The 18,779-nt window shown below is 46.3% G+C and carries 15 protein-coding genes and 1 tRNA gene; 3 read left to right on the forward strand and 13 right to left on the reverse strand.

Annotated elements, in window-relative coordinates:
- Nucleotide 1: 1 nt before the first annotated feature.
- On the reverse strand, nt 2-3,730 hold the full coding sequence (mfd, locus tag HPS55_RS03170; RefSeq protein ID WP_172175930.1) for a transcription-repair coupling factor: 3,729 nt from the start codon (nt 3,728-3,730) through the stop codon (nt 2-4).
- A 48-nt stretch (nt 3,731-3,778) separates the two neighbouring features.
- Nucleotides 3,779-4,129 (reverse strand): hypothetical protein, encoded by a 351-nt coding sequence (locus HPS55_RS03175; RefSeq protein ID WP_172175932.1) that lies wholly within the window; start codon nt 4,127-4,129, stop codon nt 3,779-3,781.
- A 162-nt stretch (nt 4,130-4,291) separates the two neighbouring features.
- On the opposite strand from HPS55_RS03175, the gene HPS55_RS03180 reads away from it, so the two are divergent.
- The gene (locus tag HPS55_RS03180; protein WP_172175934.1) at nt 4,292-5,035 is read left to right on the forward strand and encodes a polyprenol monophosphomannose synthase; all 744 of its coding nucleotides are present in this window, start codon (nt 4,292-4,294) and stop codon (nt 5,033-5,035) included.
- Nucleotides 5,036-5,109: 74 nt separating this feature from the next.
- Here the strand turns inward: HPS55_RS03180 and HPS55_RS03185 are convergent, their stop codons facing one another.
- The 7 genes from HPS55_RS03185 to HPS55_RS03215 all read right to left on the reverse strand — a co-directional run bounded on the left by HPS55_RS03185 (nt 5,110) and on the right by HPS55_RS03215 (nt 10,955).
- Nucleotides 5,110-5,868, reverse strand: a complete 759-nt coding sequence (locus tag HPS55_RS03185; RefSeq protein WP_172175936.1) for a lysophospholipid acyltransferase family protein — start codon at nt 5,866-5,868, stop codon at nt 5,110-5,112.
- Nucleotides 5,869-5,966: 98 nt separating this feature from the next.
- Nucleotides 5,967-7,133, reverse strand: coding sequence for a metallophosphoesterase (locus tag HPS55_RS03190; RefSeq protein ID WP_172175938.1), 1,167 nt, complete (start codon nt 7,131-7,133; stop codon nt 5,967-5,969).
- Nucleotides 7,130-7,972 carry a vitamin B12 dependent-methionine synthase activation domain-containing protein gene (locus HPS55_RS03195; RefSeq protein ID WP_172175940.1) on the reverse strand — a complete coding sequence of 281 codons (843 nt, stop codon included), beginning with the start codon at nt 7,970-7,972 and terminating at the stop codon, nt 7,130-7,132. The genes HPS55_RS03190 and HPS55_RS03195 overlap by 4 nt, the downstream gene beginning before the upstream one ends.
- A 4-nt stretch (nt 7,973-7,976) precedes the next feature.
- A complete protein-coding gene (locus HPS55_RS03200; protein ID WP_172175942.1) occupies nt 7,977-9,299 on the reverse strand; it encodes a dihydroorotase in 1,323 nt (440 codons plus the stop codon).
- A gap of 31 nt (nt 9,300-9,330) precedes the next feature.
- Complete coding sequence (locus HPS55_RS03205; RefSeq protein ID WP_172175944.1) at nt 9,331-10,131, reverse strand: DUF4369 domain-containing protein; 801 nt, start codon at nt 10,129-10,131, stop codon at nt 9,331-9,333.
- A gap of 91 nt (nt 10,132-10,222) precedes the next feature.
- On the reverse strand, nt 10,223-10,624 hold the full coding sequence (locus tag HPS55_RS03210; protein ID WP_172175946.1) for a hypothetical protein: 402 nt from the start codon (nt 10,622-10,624) through the stop codon (nt 10,223-10,225).
- Entirely contained in the window at nt 10,608-10,955 is a 348-nt protein-coding gene (locus HPS55_RS03215; protein ID WP_172175948.1) for an FtsB family cell division protein, read from the reverse strand. The genes HPS55_RS03210 and HPS55_RS03215 overlap by 17 nt, the downstream gene beginning before the upstream one ends.
- A 214-nt stretch (nt 10,956-11,169) precedes the next feature.
- On the opposite strand from HPS55_RS03215, the gene HPS55_RS03220 reads away from it, so the two are divergent.
- Nucleotides 11,170-12,990, forward strand: a complete 1,821-nt coding sequence (locus HPS55_RS03220; protein WP_172175950.1) for a DNA polymerase III subunit gamma/tau — start codon at nt 11,170-11,172, stop codon at nt 12,988-12,990.
- A 26-nt stretch (nt 12,991-13,016) separates the two neighbouring features.
- Here the strand turns inward: HPS55_RS03220 and HPS55_RS03225 are convergent, their stop codons facing one another.
- The 3 genes from HPS55_RS03225 to asnA all read right to left on the reverse strand — a co-directional run bounded on the left by HPS55_RS03225 (nt 13,017) and on the right by asnA (nt 16,423).
- Nucleotides 13,017-13,850, reverse strand: coding sequence for an ADP-ribosylglycohydrolase family protein (locus tag HPS55_RS03225; protein ID WP_253945808.1), 834 nt, complete (start codon nt 13,848-13,850; stop codon nt 13,017-13,019).
- 505 nt (nt 13,851-14,355) lie between these two features.
- Nucleotides 14,356-14,733 carry a DUF805 domain-containing protein gene (locus tag HPS55_RS03230; protein WP_253945809.1) on the reverse strand — a complete coding sequence of 126 codons (378 nt, stop codon included), beginning with the start codon at nt 14,731-14,733 and terminating at the stop codon, nt 14,356-14,358.
- Nucleotides 14,734-15,385: 652 nt separating this feature from the next.
- Nucleotides 15,386-16,423: an aspartate--ammonia ligase gene (gene asnA / locus HPS55_RS03235; RefSeq protein WP_172175952.1), complete on the reverse strand. Its 1,038-nt coding sequence runs from the start codon at nt 16,421-16,423 to the stop codon at nt 15,386-15,388.
- Between the two features lie 348 nt (nt 16,424-16,771).
- Here asnA and HPS55_RS03240 point away from each other — a divergent pair, with 348 nt between their 5' ends.
- Entirely contained in the window at nt 16,772-17,815 is a 1,044-nt protein-coding gene (locus HPS55_RS03240; protein ID WP_172175954.1) for an SH3 domain-containing protein, read from the forward strand.
- 544 nt (nt 17,816-18,359) lie between these two features.
- Here HPS55_RS03240 and HPS55_RS03245 read toward each other — a convergent pair.
- A tRNA-Arg gene (locus HPS55_RS03245) sits at nt 18,360-18,433 on the reverse strand.
- Nucleotides 18,434-18,779: the final 346 nt, after the last annotated feature.

The following is an 18,779-nucleotide window of genomic DNA, read 5'->3' on the forward strand; positions in this document are numbered from 1 at the left end:
GTCATCTTTCTTTTCCGCCCGATCCGATAATACTCCTCAGGACATCCACCCCCTCTCCGACTGTATTCACACATGTTATCACGATAGAACGCTTACCATTCTGTTCGCGCAAATTGCAACGCCGCGGATTGGCCGCAATGTAGTCAAGAATACTTCCGAAAGCCTCACTACGGTAGTACGGACTCTTGGCGTTGCTCACGAAGAACATCGTCATGCGGCCCTGCTTGAGCATAATCTTCTCACATCCCAGACACTTGCCCATCCGGCGTAGCGGAACGACACGCATAAGTTCTTCACCTACAGCTGGAATTTCGCCAAAACGGTCGCGCAGACGGTTACGGTACTGCTCCACCTCGTTGTCGTCCTCAAGATTGTCAAGCTCGCGATAAAGCAACATACGCTCGCTGTCGTTGGGCACATAGCTTGGCGGGAAATACATCTCGATATCGCTCTCTAAGGCGCAGTCGTCCACAAAGTCGCTGCCGTCGGCCTCACCCGCAGCCACCTCGTCGGCATAGAGGTCGGCAAACTCCTCGTTTTTCAATTCGGCCACAGCCTGATTAAGAATCTTCTGATACGTCTCATAACCTAAATCGGCAATGAATCCGCTCTGCTCGGCACCGAGAAGATTGCCCGCACCACGTATGTCAAGGTCCTGCATGGCTATGTTGATGCCGCTGCCCAGCTCCGAGAAATTCTCGAGAGCTTCCAGACGGCGGCGCGACTCCTGAGGCAGTGCCGACAACGGAGGAGCAAGAAGATAGCAAAACGCCTTACGGTTGCCGCGCCCCACACGCCCGCGCATTTGGTGCAAGTCGCTCAGTCCGAAATTGTTGGCACCGTTTATTATTATCGTATTTGCATTGGGAATGTCTATACCGCTCTCCACTATAGTGGTAGATACAAGCACATCATAGTCATGATTGGCAAAGTCTAAGACAATATGCTCCAGTTCCTCGGGTTTCATCTGCCCGTGACCTATGGCAATACGCACGTCAGGGACGTACTTGCGTATCATGTCGGCAATGCGCTGCAATTCGTTGATACGGTTGTTCACAAAATAGACCTGTCCGTTACGGCTCATTTCGAAATTGACCGCATCGGCTATTATCTCCGGCCCAAATGTATGTATCTCCGTCTGTATTGGATAGCGGTTGGGCGGTGGTGTCTGTATGGTACTAAGGTCACGGGCACCCACAAGCGAGAACTGCAACGTTCGCGGTATAGGCGTGGCCGACATTGTGAGCGTGTCCACATTGGTCTTCAGCTGACGCAGCTTCTCCTTGACGGCCACTCCGAATTTCTGCTCCTCATCAATAATGAGCAGACCGAGATCACGGAACTTCACCGACTTGCCTATCAGCTTGTGAGTGCCTATCAATATATCAATCTTGCCGTCTTCAAGGTCTTTGAGCAACTCCTTCGTCTGCTTGGCTGATCGTGCCCGTGTAAGATAGTCAACCCTTACGGGAAAGTTTTTCAACCGGTTGCCAAACGTCTGATAGTGCTGATAGGCCAATACGGTAGTAGGCACGAGCACGGCCACCTGTTTCGAATCGCAGGCCGCCTTAAAGGCCGCACGCACGGCCACCTCTGTCTTGCCGAATCCGACGTCGCCACAGACAAGGCGGTCCATCGGTCGTGCACGTTCCATGTCGGCCTTAACATCATTGGTAGCCTTAAGTTGGTCGGGGGTGTCCTCATATAGAAATCCCGCCTCCAATTCATGCTGCATGAAACTATCGGAACTAAAAGCGAAGCCACGTTCTTGTCTACGTTTAGCATATAGCTTGATAAGGTCGCGGGCGATATCCTTCAGTTTCTTCTTGGTACGCTCTTTCAGCCGCTCCCACTGCCCCGTACCGAGATGGCTCAGACGCGGTGCCTCACCGTTGTCATGCGCCTTATACTTTGACACCTTATACAATGAGTGTATCGACACATATATGGCATCACCTTTCTGATACGTTATCTTTATCATCTCCTGATATCCGCCGTCAGTCTGCGGCATGCGTACAAGTCCGCCAAAGCGGCCTATTCCATGGTCCACATGCACCACGTAGTCGCCCGGTTCAAACTGACGTATCTCCTTCAGCGTGAGCGCCATTTTCCCGCTACGCGCACGGTCGGATTTCAGATTGTACTTATGGAAACGGTCGAATATCTGATGGTCCGTGAAAAAGCAAACGCGAAGATCATTATCGGCAAAACCTTCGTGCAGGGTGCGCTCTACAGGGGTGAAATCAATTGATTTCGGTGAAGAGTAATGAGTGCTGAGTGACGAGGGCTGAGTGCTGAGTTCAGAGTGATGAGTGATGAGTGACGAGGTATGATTACCATCAAGACTTGGCGCCTGTTCTTGAGGGTTATCATACCTCTGTACTCTGCACTCTGCACTCTGCACTGAGTTATCATACCTCTTCACTCCACACTCTGAACTCTGCACTGAGTTATCATACCTCTTCACTCCACACTCTGAACTCTGAACTTCTGAAGAAAGTATCTCCTTCAACCGCTCGTTCTGCTTCTTGCTGTCGGCAAGTATATACAGCCGGTAGCCGCGCAGCAGATAGTCTTCGAAAGTAGATGTGAGCAAATCGAAATTCTTATGAGACAGCGGTTGCGCCGTTATGTTAAAACGTATGGTAGCGTCGGGCTGCCGCAACGGTCGATGACCAATCTCAATAATACGGAACGCCGCCACATCATCGGCAAAGCGCGCACCGCTAACCAGCTGCACCTCCTTGCGCATCTGCTGTATTATGGCACGCTGCTCCATCTCTGTGGCGCCCTCGGTACGCTCAACGATGGCCTGCTGCGAGAATCCCTCCTGATAGGTACGCTCCACGGCGTCGCGCACGTAGGTACTGTCTTTCATCACAATGAGCGTACCTTCAGGCAGAAATGACAACAGCGGAATACGGTCTTCGGTGATACCGGCCAGTTCCGGCACTATCCGCACCTCGTCGCGGCGATCGCGCGAGAGCTGCGTCTCCACCTCGAAGGTGCGTATCGAGTCGATATCGTCACCGAAGAAGTCGACGCGGTAGGGGTATTCGCAACTGTACGAATATACATCGAGTATGCTGCCGCGCAGAGCAAACTGACCAGGCTCGTAAACATACTCCACCTCATGAAAACCGAATTCGCGCAACGTTCGCATCACTTCCATCACATCCACCGTTGTGTCCTTGGCCAACGACAACGTACGGCTGTCCAAACGCTTGCGCGACACAACAAGTTCGGCCACGGCTTCGGGAAAGGAAACGATATAAAGTGAAGAACGATTAGTGATGAGTGATGAGGTATGATTACCATCAGGAACAACAGAAGCCACGTCTTGAGAGTAATCATACCTCTGTACTCCGCACTCTGAACTCTGAACTGAATTAAGTGCCGCCAGCACTTCCGTGCGTAATATTTCGCTCGCAGGGTCGCGCTGTCCGTATTTTACGGCACGACGATATGACGACGGGAAAAACAAAACACTCTCCTGCCCCATCACCTGCGTGAGGTCGTGGTAGAAATATCCGGCCTCATCGGCATCCTGGAGTATGAAGAGAACCGTATTGTTGGACTTCACGTCAAGACTGCCGAACACCATCGGGGCCGATGAAGCCAAAAGCCCATCAAGAAAAACCGTCTTTACCGAACTGTCTTCCAAAATCTTTGCCAATGCTCCCACCTGTGGCAGCGTGGCATACATTGCCTGCAAATCCTGTATGGTCATCGCTGAAAAATGCTGAAATCTGTAGAAGGAAACATTATGTTTCCAAAATCAAAATAACATGAATGAAAAAGCGACAGTCATCAATAGCATGAACACCAGCATACATCCGCCACCTGACAAAGGCTGCTTCAAACCGTATTTAATCCTGAGACTGTCTATATATTCCTTAGCCTCACGCAAACTGCATCCCGTGTCTTCCCTATACTCTTTAACAGCAGTCAAAGGTCCTTTCTCCTTGTATATTTGCAAGTATTTTTTGTCGTCCGCCGGTTTTCTTACGTTCATATTTCTCATCATAATATTTTCTATTGGAAACTGAAAAAAGTATTCTTTAATATTCCATCCTGCAAAAATAACCTTTTTATTCCACAAATAAGAATCTTCGATTGCATAAATCATAAACAGCTATTCAGCCGACGACCTATATAAGTTAAAAAAACAATATCATTCAACACGCAATAGTTACTTAAAGCAAATAAATCGGAATTTCAATGGTTTTGTTTTGGCTATTAGAAGTGTTTGATGTATCTTTGTGGTGTCATAAATTAATCAGAAACAGATATGCACGAAAGCGACAGTATTGTAATAATCCCGACATACAACGAGAAAGAGAACATAGAGAAGATTATCCGTGCGGTATTCATGTTGGACAAGTGCTTCCATATCCTCGTGATTGACGACGGCTCCCCCGACGGCACTGCTGCCATTGTACACCGGCTGATAGCTACCGATATGTCCGACCGCCTGTTCATCATCGAGCGTAAAGGTAAATTAGGACTGGGTACGGCATACATCACGGGGTTCCGTTGGGCACTGGAACATGGGTACGAGTATATATTTGAGATGGACGCCGACTTCAGCCACGACCCCAAAGACCTGCCACGACTTTACGCGGCTTGTCATGACGAAGGTTATGACTTAGCCATCGGCTCCCGCTACGTATCGGGAGTCAACGTTGTAAACTGGCCCATAGGGCGCGTACTGATGAGCTATTTCGCATCAAAATATGTACGTATGGTGACGGGATTCAAAGTCAACGATACTACAGCGGGATTCAAATGTTACCGACGCCGCGTGTTGCAGACTATCGAACTCGACAAAATCAGGTTCAAGGGCTATGCTTTCCAGATAGAAATGAAATTTACGGCCTATAAGATAGGATTCCGCATCAAGGAGGTGCCGGTAATCTTCGTCAACCGCCGCGAGGGTGTGTCGAAAATGAACGGAGGCATCTTCGGCGAAGCATTCTTCGGAGTGATGCGCCTTAGATGGGACGGATGGACAAGGAAATATCCGAAGATATAGAAGCCCCCCATTTAATCCCCCAAAGGGGGAATAAGAGGAGTTAAGGAGTAAAAAACTCCTTAACTTCTAAAGACCTACTGATCAGGATTCTCCACAAAACCTTGATACTCAGGCGTGAGGGCACTCATCACCGAGTCGTAGCTCTGCCGCATTATGGCCTGAACGTTCTGCTGTCCCTTTCCGATGGGATAGATAGGCTGATGGATGGTAAGTCGCAGCGGATGCCATGTCACCCATCTCCAGTCGCGCATACGTGGCATCACTTTGAACGAACCATTGATGGTAAGCGGCACCACAGGCAACTGCAACTCATCAGCCAACATGAAAGCACCTTTTTTAAACACACCCATATGTCCCGTGAATGTGCGTGCTCCCTCTGGAAAAACAACAAGACTCATGCCACTGCTCAATGTACGACGTGCGTTGTCGTATGTCGCCTTTATCTTACTCGGTCCCCGCTTGTCAACAAAAATCTGATGCGACATATTACATGCAAAACCAACAAATGGAATCTTCTCTATCTGACGTTTCATCATCCACTTGAAGTTACGGCCGAGATATCCGTAAATGAGAAAGATATCAAAGGCTCCCTGATGATTGGCCACAAAGACATAGGAATGTCCCGGTTCCATATTTTCGCGTCCTTCGACCGTAACGGAAAGAAGGAATATGCGAGTCATTACTCTTGACCACCACCGACCTGGATAATAACCGAAAAAGTGCCCACCACCCAATGAACAACCAATGGCTACTGTCAATGCTGTGATTATTGTGGCAACAAGAGCAACAGGCAATGCCACACAAATCTGGTAAATACGATATAAGTATTTCATATTATTCATTTAATGCTTAGTTTTGTCTCTCTGACAAAATTTGAACAAACTCACTTCGTCAATTCTGATTAACAGAAACTTTGGATTTCACCATATTCTTAATTCTCTCTCTTAAGGGTTATCACCACTATCTCTCCCGGAACACCAAAACGGAAAGGAATGAAACCGCCGAGACCCGTACTTACATTAATGGCACGGTTACCCTCATAAAACATTCCGCCCCACTCGGAATATATCAGCGACGAGGGCGACCATCCGAACAGGCAGAACTGCATGGCATGGGTATGACCGCTTAACGTGAGTTGCGCCCCTGACTGTGGCAAAATCTTGCGACGCCATGATGTCGGGTCGTGCTGGAGCATAACGACAAAACTGCTGTCGGACACACCGTGCAGCGTACGGGCTATGTCGCCTTTTTGCGGGAAATGCCTGCCGTCTCCATCGTTCTCCATGCCCGCAATGACTATCGAGTCTGCCCCGCGACGTATCACACGGTGGGCGTTGTCGAGCAATGTCCATCCCATTCTACGCTGACTCTCCCTTATGTAACGCACATTTGCAGTCTTGACAGCCTCATCAGCATGTATATATTGTGCGTAGTCGTGATTGCCCAACACGGAATAAACACCGTCACGGGCATGCAACCGTGCCAATGTTTGCTCATGAGGAAGCACCTCACCTGGCTGCATGTTCTGCAAATCGCCGGTAAACACCACCATATCCGGATATTCCACATTGATGCTATCCACTGCACGTGCCAACTGCCGTGAATAGCCACGGCCATAGGTACCGACATGAGCATCGGAAAAATGCACTATACGATAACCGTCGAATGCTGCGGGAAGATCGCGCGATGTATACACAACATGGCGCACTTCAAGTCTTTTGAAGCCTACGAACACGCCATACAAAAGCACATACCACACCAATGCCACCACCACAAGCCCAACGGCATTGCCATAATTTCGGCGGGTATTCAGCAAACGTTGCAGCCCCCACCCCACGGCTGAACTGATGACAAACAGCATCTTTGCCACAACTATAAATCCGAGAAAAAACAGATACACATTGAATAATGTGCTATCAGCCGGTGCAAAATCTTTCTGAAAAGCAATGAAGACAGTGAAAAGAGCCATCAGGAAGCCAGGCACAAACCACATAAGGCTTTTCCGCAGAGCCACTCTACCGCGCAGATATCGCATCCATATATATCCGTCGGACAACACTATCATCAGTAATATGGGTAACAGTATTCTCGATATCATAATCTTAAATTTGATGTTAAAAAACGGCGCATCATTTCCACCGACATACCACGGCGATACGCATAGTCAGCCAATTGGTCTTCGCCTATCTGACCCACAGAAAAGTAACGTGCCTTAGGATGGGCTATCATCAATCCGCTGACACTGGCATGAGGCTTCATGGCTCCGCTCTCAGTAATACGAATACCCAATTCATCAAAACAGAGTATATCGGCAATAATGAAATTGAGGCTTGCATCGGGCAACGAAGGATATCCTATAGCCGGACGTATGCCTGTGAAACGCTCGTGATGCAAGTCATCCACAGTAAGGTGTTCATCCGGAACATAGCCCCAAAACACTTTCCTCACCTGTTCGTGCATCCTCTCGGCAGCCGCCTCGGCAAGCCGGTCGGCAAGCAGTTGCACCATCATCTTCATATAGTCATCACCAGCGAAGTCGGTTTCAAGTCCTATATCAACCGTTGTGGCAAACACACCCGCTCTATCACTCATACCCGACGACAACGGACGTACATAGTCGGCAAGGCACAGATTGGGTGCTCCATCCTCTGCAACTTTCTGTTGGCGCAACATAGGCAGACGTATACCGCCTATCAAAATGTCATCACCGTCAGAATTGGCATCTGCAACGACGAAAACGGCATGCACACGATAGCCGCGACCGGCAATCATGACGAGTACATTCTCGGCCTCACTCCTTATCCGAGCCTGACCGACAGAGTCACGCAACTGCCACGCAAAATAAAAATAAGCCCAGTTAATGTAAGGCACCAGCTCGTCTATGCCGTATATTATCTTATGCCGTACAAAATCACAAGAACAGTTATCCGCCACCATTACCTTATCTGAAATCTATCGCCATGCCTATATAATTACGGTCGACCATACCATTGTTAAAGACCGTATGTCCATTGCATATGGTACGCTCCACGCGCCAATTATATGTATGTCCTTCCATCGGACTCCATCCGCAACGACTCTCTATGACATCCTTTGTCACCATCCAGGGACAGCGAGGACGCACGATTGTAATATCGGCACGGTATCCCTGACGCAGGAACCCACGGTCACGTACACCGAAAATACGTGCCGGAGCATGACACATCAGCTCGACCATACGACCGAGAGTAATCACACCATCGTCTACAAGCTCAAGCATTGTGGGCAACGAGAACTGTATCATGGGCATACCCGACGCCGCCTTATCACAGCCTCCCTTTTTATGTACCAGCAGATGGGGAGCATGGTCAGTAGCCACGGTGGATATACGTCCGTCGGTTAGAGCACGACGCAATGCATCGCGGTCGGCAGCAGTCTTTATAGCAGGGTTTACCTTGATACGTGAACCAAGCACTGCATAGTCGACATCTGAAAACCAAAGATGTCCTGTCACAGCCTCAGCCGTAATATTGCCTCCGGGCTCAAACAGTTCAAGTTCGCGAGCCGTGCTGATATGAGCCACATGAAGACGGGTACCGTATTTGCGGGCCAAACCTACGGCAAGCGCAGTACTTTCATAGCAGGCTTCAGCCGAACGTATCAGTGGATGCAGTCTGACATCAGGATACATCGGTTCTGAAACCCTCATCCGCTCCATGTTACAGTTTATGATGGACGTATCCTCGCAATGGGCCATAACGGGCATATTCACACTACCGAACAACCGTTCCAAAGCCTCACGTCGGTCAACGAGCATGTTGCCCGTTGATGACCCCATGAAAAGTTTGATACCGGGTATACGACAAGGATCCAAACTATCCAGAAGTGCAATATTGTCGTTAGTAGCACCGAAGAAGAAAGAATAGTTCACATGACTCTTAAGAGAGGCTAATGCAAACTTCTCTTCGAGAGCCTCTACCGATGTTGTCTGCGGAACGGTATTGGGCATATCGAAATACGAAGTCACTCCGCCAGCCGCCGCCGCACAACTCTCACTATCTATATCGGCCTTTTCCGTCAGTCCCGGCTCGCGGAAGTGCACATGGCTATCTATCATCCCTGGAATAATGTAACAACCCGACGCATCTATTATGGTGTCAAAAGATGCGTCGGGCTGTATATCAATATCGGTTACCTCTGTTATATGTTCATCCTCTATTACTATCGAACCGCAGGAAACAGAGTTTTCGTTTACTATCGTTCCTTTTTCAATAAGTGTTCTCATTTCCTTTCATTATTAACATGGTACGCACGTGTCACTGTCCCAAACCTGAAGAACCGCCCAATATACTACTTGCCGAGTCACCTAAAACCGATGGAGATTCCTGTGTAGTGGCAGGAACTGAAATATCCGACGGATCAAGCCCTTGCATGCGTGCCTCGTTTTCGTTAGCCGTCTGATAATAGTCCTTCACGTATGGATTGTTCTTGAACTTATCTGTGGCCTTGGTCATTATCTCCTCTATCTGTGGAGTAAGTATGGGATACTTGAAACGGCTTGTTATCATCATGAAAACGCCCGGACCAAGTACATTGTCAAAGTTGTCGACGATAAAGTCGGTCACAAGCCGATCTTCCTCACGAGCAATCTTTTCCGCTTCCAAAGACAGTTTTTCATTGATTATATTTTCGTCTATGCCATCCAACAACATGCGGCTCTGTTTGTGTGACAGTTCGCTCATGCGGTTGTCCAGTTGGTTATGCTTGTCTATAAACTCATACAACTTATCATTGAGCGGTGTGCCGCTCACATTCTGACTGACATTGTCTATATTTATACGTATCTCCCCCTTCTCAAGGACTATCGGCATAATACTCTCATCGTCCATAAACAGATTGACCATACGCACCGTATCCAAGACACCACTGAAAGAAAATTGTCCGTGCACAACGTCACATGAATCTATTTTTTTGAGTTCATTGTCCTTAACGGCTTTAAGGTACAGTTTGCTGCCGTCAAGCGACGACACAGAAGACGATCCCTGAACGTCATACGAACTGGCACACGAAGTAAATATGACTGCAACAGCAACCAATGCATATAGAATCCTATTCATATACAATATTTTTTCATTTTAGCACAAAAATACAACGATATATCGAAGTATGAAAAAAAATTCATGCTATTTAAAACATTTGCAATGACTTTTATATTTTTTTTGCCTCTCGATCCAGTTCAGTACTTATTCTATGTGTGGAATATAGTTGCAGAATGGCTGCAACGAGAAGTGTAACCACCCAGTTGTTATGTACATAACTGATATATGTCAGACGGTCGATACCGAAAAAGTTGCCCTGATTGGCAAACATAAGCAGGGCTGACAACAAAAAGAAAACATCGCTTGTTATCATCATACGGCGCAGACGGCGAATAACCACATTGCGGCCTTCATAGCGCTGCTTAAGCTGCATCAACACAAAAGCAATTGCCCCCATCGCAAAGACATATGGCGCCCACCGCTGCACAAAAAGCTGGGCACCGCTACCCACAACCATCAGCACCGAGCCTACAAGGAATATTATATTCTCTATCTTATTCAGTTGTTTCATCATCAAGTTGTTCTGAAGCCTCCATGTCATCGCTCAGCACAAATATATCTTCGTTTTCGGTCTTCATGAAATAGCGCTCGCGGGCAATCTTTTCTATTGCCTTGGGATCGGTATCGAGCTTGCGCAGCTGTGCCCGATCACGCTCATACTGCCGTTTATAACGCTGTATCTCTATCTCAAGTTCATTGATTTTCTGTTTGTTACGAAAATGACTCCACATACTGTTCTCGTCAACGAAACCAACAATAACAACGGCTGTGACAATGACAACCGCATACTTGAGACCTCTGAAACGACGTAGATAATTTGCTGTTCTTCTGAGACGGTTCATTACATTTTGGCTTGTTTATCTTTGCAAAGATAGGCATTTCAATCCATATAAAGCCGTAGTCCTCCGTTATTTTTAGATTTTTAAACCTATTTCATAAATCTGAAAACGGAATTGACATCCCGTCATCACTTTTCCATATTCTGCCGTGTATTATCTCGGATAATATGAGTACCTTTGCGCTATCATTCCAAAAACAAATACAAGAGACAATTTTATGGAAGAATATATAGTTTCGGCACGAAAGTACCGTCCAACCACATTCGATTCGGTTGTGGGACAGACCGCACTCACCACCACGCTTAAGAACGCGGTGAAAAGCGGCAAACTGGCTCATGCCTATCTGTTCTGCGGGCCGCGAGGCGTGGGCAAGACTACCTGCGCCCGCATATTCGCCAAGGCAATAAACTGTCAGACACCTACCGCCGACGGTGAGGCATGCAACGCGTGTGAAAGCTGCCTGGCGTTCAACGAACAGCGCTCGCTCAACATCTTCGAACTTGACGCGGCAAGCAACAACTCTGTGGAACACATCAAGACACTGATGGAACAGACGCGCATACCGCCACAAACAGGACGTTACAAAGTGTTCATCATCGACGAGGTGCACATGCTGTCAACAGCAGCATTCAACGCTTTTCTGAAAACCCTCGAAGAACCGCCGGCCCACGTCATATTCGTGCTGGCCACTACCGAGAAACATAAAATCCTGCCCACCATACTCTCACGATGCCAAATTTACGACTTCGAACGCATGACGGTGAGGGGCACCATTGATCATCTTAAACATGTTGCAGAAAAAGAAGGCATCAACGTAGAGGACGAGGCACTGGCCGTGATAGCCGAAAAGGCAGACGGAGGCATGCGTGACGCTTTGTCGATATTCGATCAGGCAGCAAGTTTCTGCCAAGGCAACATCACTTACGAAAAAGTAATCGAAGACCTCAATGTTCTCGATTCGGACAATTATTTCCAAATCACCGATCTGGCACGTGACAACAAGGTGAGCGAAATAATGGTGCTGCTCAACAATATAATAAACAAAGGATTCGATGGCGGACTGCTCGTCGGCGGACTGTCAAAACATGTACGCAACGTGCTCATGGCCAAAGACGAAAGCACACTGCCGCTGCTCGAAGTGAGCGAACGGCAACGCGAACGGTACAAGGAACAGGCCACACGATGTGAAACGCGGTTTCTATATCAAGCATTGCGAATCATGAACCAATGCGACATAAACTATCGTCAGAGCAGCAACAAGCGTCTGCTCGTGGAGTTGACACTGATAGAAGTGGCACAAATCACACAGCCTGACGATGCCGCCAGTGCGGGGCGTCGCCCCAAAAGATTGAAAACCCTGTTCAAGAACCTTGTGCAACAGCAAAGGCAACGCAAAACGGCCCCGCAGGTAGCCGTAGCCCGAACGGTTGCACACACACCGGACAACACCAAACCGGCCACAACACCCAACACAAATAATACATTACAACAAACACCAACGACGGTATCTACAACTACCTACACTGCAAGCTCACGCCCCGTGCTAAAGTCAAACGGCGGCACTCTCGGCTACTCATGGAACAACCTACGCCAGATGACAAAGCCGAAAAAGATGCAGGTAATACCAGGCACACTTGGGGCCGACGACCCCAACGCAGCCAATAAAGAAGAACACAGGGAATTCACACAGCGCGACCTTGAATTTCAATGGATGTCAATGTGCAACCGTATGCCACAAAGTCTCAGTGGTATCTCTGCCCGGATGAAGAACATGAACCCTGTGATAACGAAAATGCCGGAAATAGAAGTCACAGCCGATAACAAAATCATTCTCGACCAGATGCAAGATATAAAGGGCAGTATCGTCAGCACTCTGAAACTATACTTGCACAATAGCGGAATCACACTGAACATGCGTCTTGCGGAGCATCATGAACAGGTGAAAGTACTCAGCCGCCGCGAACAATTTGAAGAAATGAGCAAACAGAATCCGTCAATAGAAAAGTTGCGTGAACTGCTTGATCTGGAATTGGCATAGAACCGACGTCAGTATATACCGTAGGTCTATTTCCAAAACCAGTTGCGCGTCTTTCTGCCGGCAAGCATCTTCATAAAATCATCTTTCAATTTACGAAGTTCGTCAGGAAGGATATCATTGCTCACGGCAGCTACATCTACAGGAATGTGATAGCAGCAGGAAGCTATAGCACCAGCCATACATGCTATGGTATCGGAGTCACCACCTATAGAAACCGCAAGACGTATCACGTCTACAAATGTTTCTCCTTCGAGAAATGCTATGATCGCCTGGGGTACACTGCCCTGACACGACACATCGAAAGTATAGCCGGGCCTTATTTCATCCAACGTCCGACCAAGATCATATCCGAATGTTTCCTCCACATACTTGCGTATATCTGCTTTCGAAATGCCTCCGCGGCATAAAAACATACATGCCGCAATAGCCTGTGCCCCCTTTATGCCTTCGGGGTGGTTGTGAGTAACCTCGGCCGTCACCTTAGCGAGTGACAGGGCTTCATCAAGCGTGCCGGCATAAAGCCCTACCGGACTTACACGCATACCCGCTCCGTTGCCCCAACTGCCGTATGGCTTGGGATAGTCTTGCCGAAGCCAAAGAGCAAAATTGCAACCATATCCTGCATCCGGATATTTACGACCCAGTTCCTGCATGCAACCCACCAACCCTGCATAAGAGTGTTCCTTGTCTGTCAGAAGCCACTTTGCCACTGCCAACGTCATAACAGTATCGTCTGTAAATCTGCTTTCTCCTTTGCGAAACAATTCAAAATCTGTAGTTTTTGTGTTCCGAAACTCATAAACCGAACCTACAATATCTCCGACAATTGCACCCAACATCTTTCCATTCACAATTTTCATAGCGTACCATTATTTTACGAATATTATTGTTATTCAAACTTTGTATTTCATCCCGCGTTTTCTCGCCATGGCAGAACTGAAACAAGTTTCACTATGCTCATTTGGCTTGACGAAAACGTTCGGATGTAAAGATACGACTTTTATCTCAGCACAGCAAATTATTAAGGAAATAACACATATGAAAATATTTACACACAAGAATTTTATGATATCCGTCTGATGAATGTTCTGGCCCGTAATGACCAAGAATATGCTTTCAAAGCAGAAAATATGATTTCAAGGACAAAAGATACGTTGGATTTCATCCCGCGTTTTCTCGCCATGACAGAGTTGGAACAAGTCTCACTCTACTTCATCAGGCTTGACGAAAACATTTTTAATATATGGTGAAAAACAGCGGTCCACCCATATACATCCAATATGAGCAGACCGCACTGTACAACTATAAGAAATAAAAAAAACATTTATCACACTTCATTTTCGACGACCCAAAATCATAAACTGCCTATAATCCTATTTCAGCCATACAGTCACGGCCCTTAGGGTCGGGTCCGTAACCGTTGTCATAGTCGTCACCGTCTCCGAAAAGCATTACAAGAACATAAAAAGGAATAAGCTGATACCATCCCGAATTACCACGGTCGTGACAACGCTTTACCCCCTGAGCCAGAACGAACCAAAACAAGACAATGCCCAATACACACAACACTATGTAAACCGGTACACTAAAATCTGCCGCCAAAGCACCGATAAACAGATTATAAAAAACCAAATAAACAAGATATGACAGTCCATACTCCAATCTCCTAATGCGTCCTTTAAAGGAAAACGGACGGGTAAACATCTTCTGATTCTCTGTTTTCTTCAAATTATTCTCTTCCATAATAATATTTTTTGTTAGTTTTATTGTTTTAAGTCAGTCAACAAAATCAATACGTATAATCTGTTTTTGACTTTAAATGCCTTGCGGAATTATTCAAATTAATTTTGTTGATTGACTCATATATAATTTTGCTTCATTACCGGAACAACTTTAACCATCTGACATTATCACATGGTACAAATAAATTAAACGTAGTCTTTTCTTCATTCCCATTATCATTTATAAATTTCCTTTTTACAACAAACGGCAAAAAGAAAGGTGCGGCGCTACCTGTTACTGTTCCAAGGTATCGCCAAACACCTACACTCATGCAACAGGAAACCCACACCCTTACGGGTGAGAGCATCCACTTGTACTGTTGATGAGTGTTCGTGAAATTTGGCGATTTTAGGAACACATCAAGTAAAAGCAAACACTTTCTTTTCTTCTATGTCACTGTCAGATACTTTATTCTGTCATATTTCTTCTATTTCATTTACATTTTTATTAAATCTTTTCGTTAAGCGAAACGGACAGAGTGAAACTTGTTTCAAACTCTGCCATGGCGAAAAAACGCGGGATGAAATCCAACATCATTTTATACGCGTCGGCAAATATACTAAATTTACACGACAACAAACCATCTTATTCAAAAAAAATCATATTCTCCTTATCATATCAGAGGCATACCCAGCTCACGGCATTCCCTGCGCATATCCTCAGGCCATATACTGGCCTGTATCTCACCGATGTGGGCCTTGTGAAGCAACACCATGCACAAACGGCTCTGCCCGATACCACCCCCAATACTGAGGGGCAGCTCGCCGGCCAACAACTTCCTGTGGAAATACAATCCGGCACGCGCCTCCTCACCCTCAATGGCAAGCTGCCGGACAAGCGCATCACTGTCGACACGTATGCCCATCGACGACAACTCGAACGAACGGCCCAGCACAGGATACCAGATAAGTATGTCACCGTTAAGTCCCACACGCCCGTCCTCGGCCACGGTCGACCAGTCGTCATAGTCGGGAGCACGTCCGTCGTGCTTCTCCCCATTGTCCAGCCTGCCCCCGATACCTATTACAAACACGGCGCCATGCTTGCGGCATATCTCGTCCTCACGCTCCTTCGGCGTCATTTCGGGATACATCCGGGCCAGTTCCTCACTGTGCACAAAGGTTATCATCTCAGGCAGAAACGGACGCAGCTGAGGATAGGTTTCACACGTAAGGTACTCCGTACGGCGTATGGCCGCATAGATACGTTCGACCACACTCTTAAGATAGGCCACCGTGCGCTGTTCTCGGGTGATGACGGCTTCCCAATCCCACTGGTCCACATAGAGCGAATGCAGATTGTCAAGTTCCTCGTCGGCACGTATGGCATTCATGTCGGTATATATGCCATAGCCAGGCTCTACATTGTACTCGGCAAGCGACAGACGCTTCCATTTGGCCAACGAATGCACCACTTCGGCTCTGGCATCGCCCAAGTCCTTGATAGGAAATGTCACGGCACGTTCGACACCGTTGAGGTCGTCATTGATTCCAAGTCCCTGCAACACGAACAGCGGAGCCGTAACACGACGCAGACGCAGCTCGGTAGACAGGTTTTGCTGGAAAAACTCCTTGATAAGTTTAATGCCTTGCTCGGTCTGCTTCATGTCGAGCAGAGCATCATAGGCTACCGGCTTTATCAGTTTACTCATAAGCGTGGATTTTTTATATTTGTGATTAGATTGTTCTTACGCGATACAAAGGTAGTACTTTTATATCAATATGCAAACTATTACACTATATTTCTGACAAAACGACATGTTTTTATTTATATACAAATCAATATGTCCGCCAATTTCACTAATTGTATTCCACGACATATCCAAAACAAGAGTTACTGATATGTTTGGAAAGACACAAAGTATTGTTGTGACAGTACAATTGTTCTTCTTAAAATAATGGTGATATTTTGTTTGATTATAATATTTTTATCGTATATTTGCGAAATTGAATATTCAACAACCACATAAAGGAAGTTACTAACCATCAAAACATACGCTATGAAGAAAATCTTATTGTTGATTATTGTGATGCTTTGCTGTATGACATCCATGGCACAGACCAAGTACAGAGTGACAGCAAAATCATCTCTTAACGTACGTAGCCATGCTTCGGCCAAAGCTCCGGTGTTATCGTCAATAGACCGTGGAGAAGTGGTGAAAGTATATGAAATTGAGAACGGATGGGCAAAAATAGAGTATGAAGGCAATTCTGCTTATGTCAGTGCCAGATATCTGGAACGGATAGAAATTTCGGAACCGGACTTGACGGATACCGGAAACATGTTCAAGTCTTTGGAATTGGGCAACGGTGGTGTGGAATGGATGATTTATCCGATACTCGGCTTGTCTGCCATATTGTTGTATATGCGTAAGAAACGCGGCGACAGTCCGTTGGAAGATGGAGAGTATTGGACTAACTGTGTTTTGTTTCTCACTGTATGTACAGTTGAACTTTCCTATATATTAATGATGGGGACCGACGCTATATGGTTCTGCATGCCTGATACGGTAGGATGGATTTGGACTGTCATTGATTTTATTGTATTCGGTTTTGTAGTATACAATCAGATAATGTGTTTCTTCAATACTTTGGAAGATGCGGAGTACAATAGTTACGGCTCGTTCGACAAGCGATGGGGCATATACTCTTGGATCGTAGGAGCTATTGCGGCTATAGCAACCGGCATTTTCTTTGAAGACAAACTTATTTTTGTAGCAGGGGCTTTTGCCGTTTGCCAGCTAATTCAGATTGTACTTATCTTCAAAGGAATAGTTCCACGAGGAGGATGGTTGAGAGCAGTTGTCTGCCTTGCCGTCTATCTGCTCGGCTCGTTGGCGACAATGCTGGTTTTGGCTCATTTTGCCGTACTTCTGATAATAGTTATGATTGTATATCTGATACTCAGTGCTATAGGGCATGGCAGCAGCAGTAGACGTAACGGCAGTTGTGCACAATGCGGTCATTATAGTAGCGGTTATTGTTTTTACCGTAAATGCCATATATATGATGCCGACCGTAAAACGTGCGACCATTACTGCTGAGATGGCAAGGATTCGTCATGCAATGTCGTATATTTATAAATATCTTTACTTTAACGTATGTTAAGCGACACATGAACCACTACTTTTTAATGACACCCCGAAAATCGCATTTTTTGTTTCAAATGGGAGACGCTGACAGTCAGCATGTTACGGCAGCAAGGCTTTGTAAAGAAAGCAGAGAGGGCCTTATTGAGTTGCAATAAGGCCCTTATTGCAATGCGAAAGGGGCCTCCTTGCAATGCAAAACGGCCGTTGCGGGAGTGTCGGGAGGGCCTTACGGCAAGATTACAGGGTAAAAATGGTGCACAAATAAAGTTGAAACAGCCTCTTTGCTTTTCTATTTCGAGAAAAAAGAAAAGTTAAAATTTCAGAATTAACAAGACAATATTATTATCAGACCGTTCGGTCACAGCATAAAATATATTTATGGTCAGAAAGACATAACTTTATTAATTGGATACCGTATTTTATGGTTTGGGGTGATGCTTGATTTATAACTGCTTGTATTTCAATGAAAAAGGAGTACTTATAAGTACTCCTCATGTGATCCCGGTGGGATTCAAACCCACGACCTTCAGAACCGGAATCTGACGCTCTATTCAGCTAAGCTACGGAACCATTGCGGTTGCAAAAGTAATCATTTTATTTGGAATAGCCTACATTTTCTTGAAATAATTGCGTTTACGGTTCATTATATACCATCTTATAGTGTCAGGTATATCTACGAATAAAAGATTGGCACATTTAGTATGCTATATCGTTTTAATTGTTTATCTTTGCAGAAGGTTGGATTTCATCCCGCGTTTTCTCGCCATGGCAGAGGTTGAAACAAGTTTCACTCTGCCCATTTGGCTTAACGAAAACGTTGGATTTCATCCCGCGTTTTCTCGCCATGGCAGAGGTCGAAACAAGTTTCACTCTGCCCATTTGGCTTAACGAAAACGTTCTTTTCGCAGAGACATGC

The sequence above is a fragment of the Xylanibacter rodentium genome (assembly GCF_013166575.1).
In the GTDB taxonomy this organism is placed as follows: domain Bacteria; phylum Bacteroidota; class Bacteroidia; order Bacteroidales; family Bacteroidaceae; genus Prevotella; species Prevotella rodentium.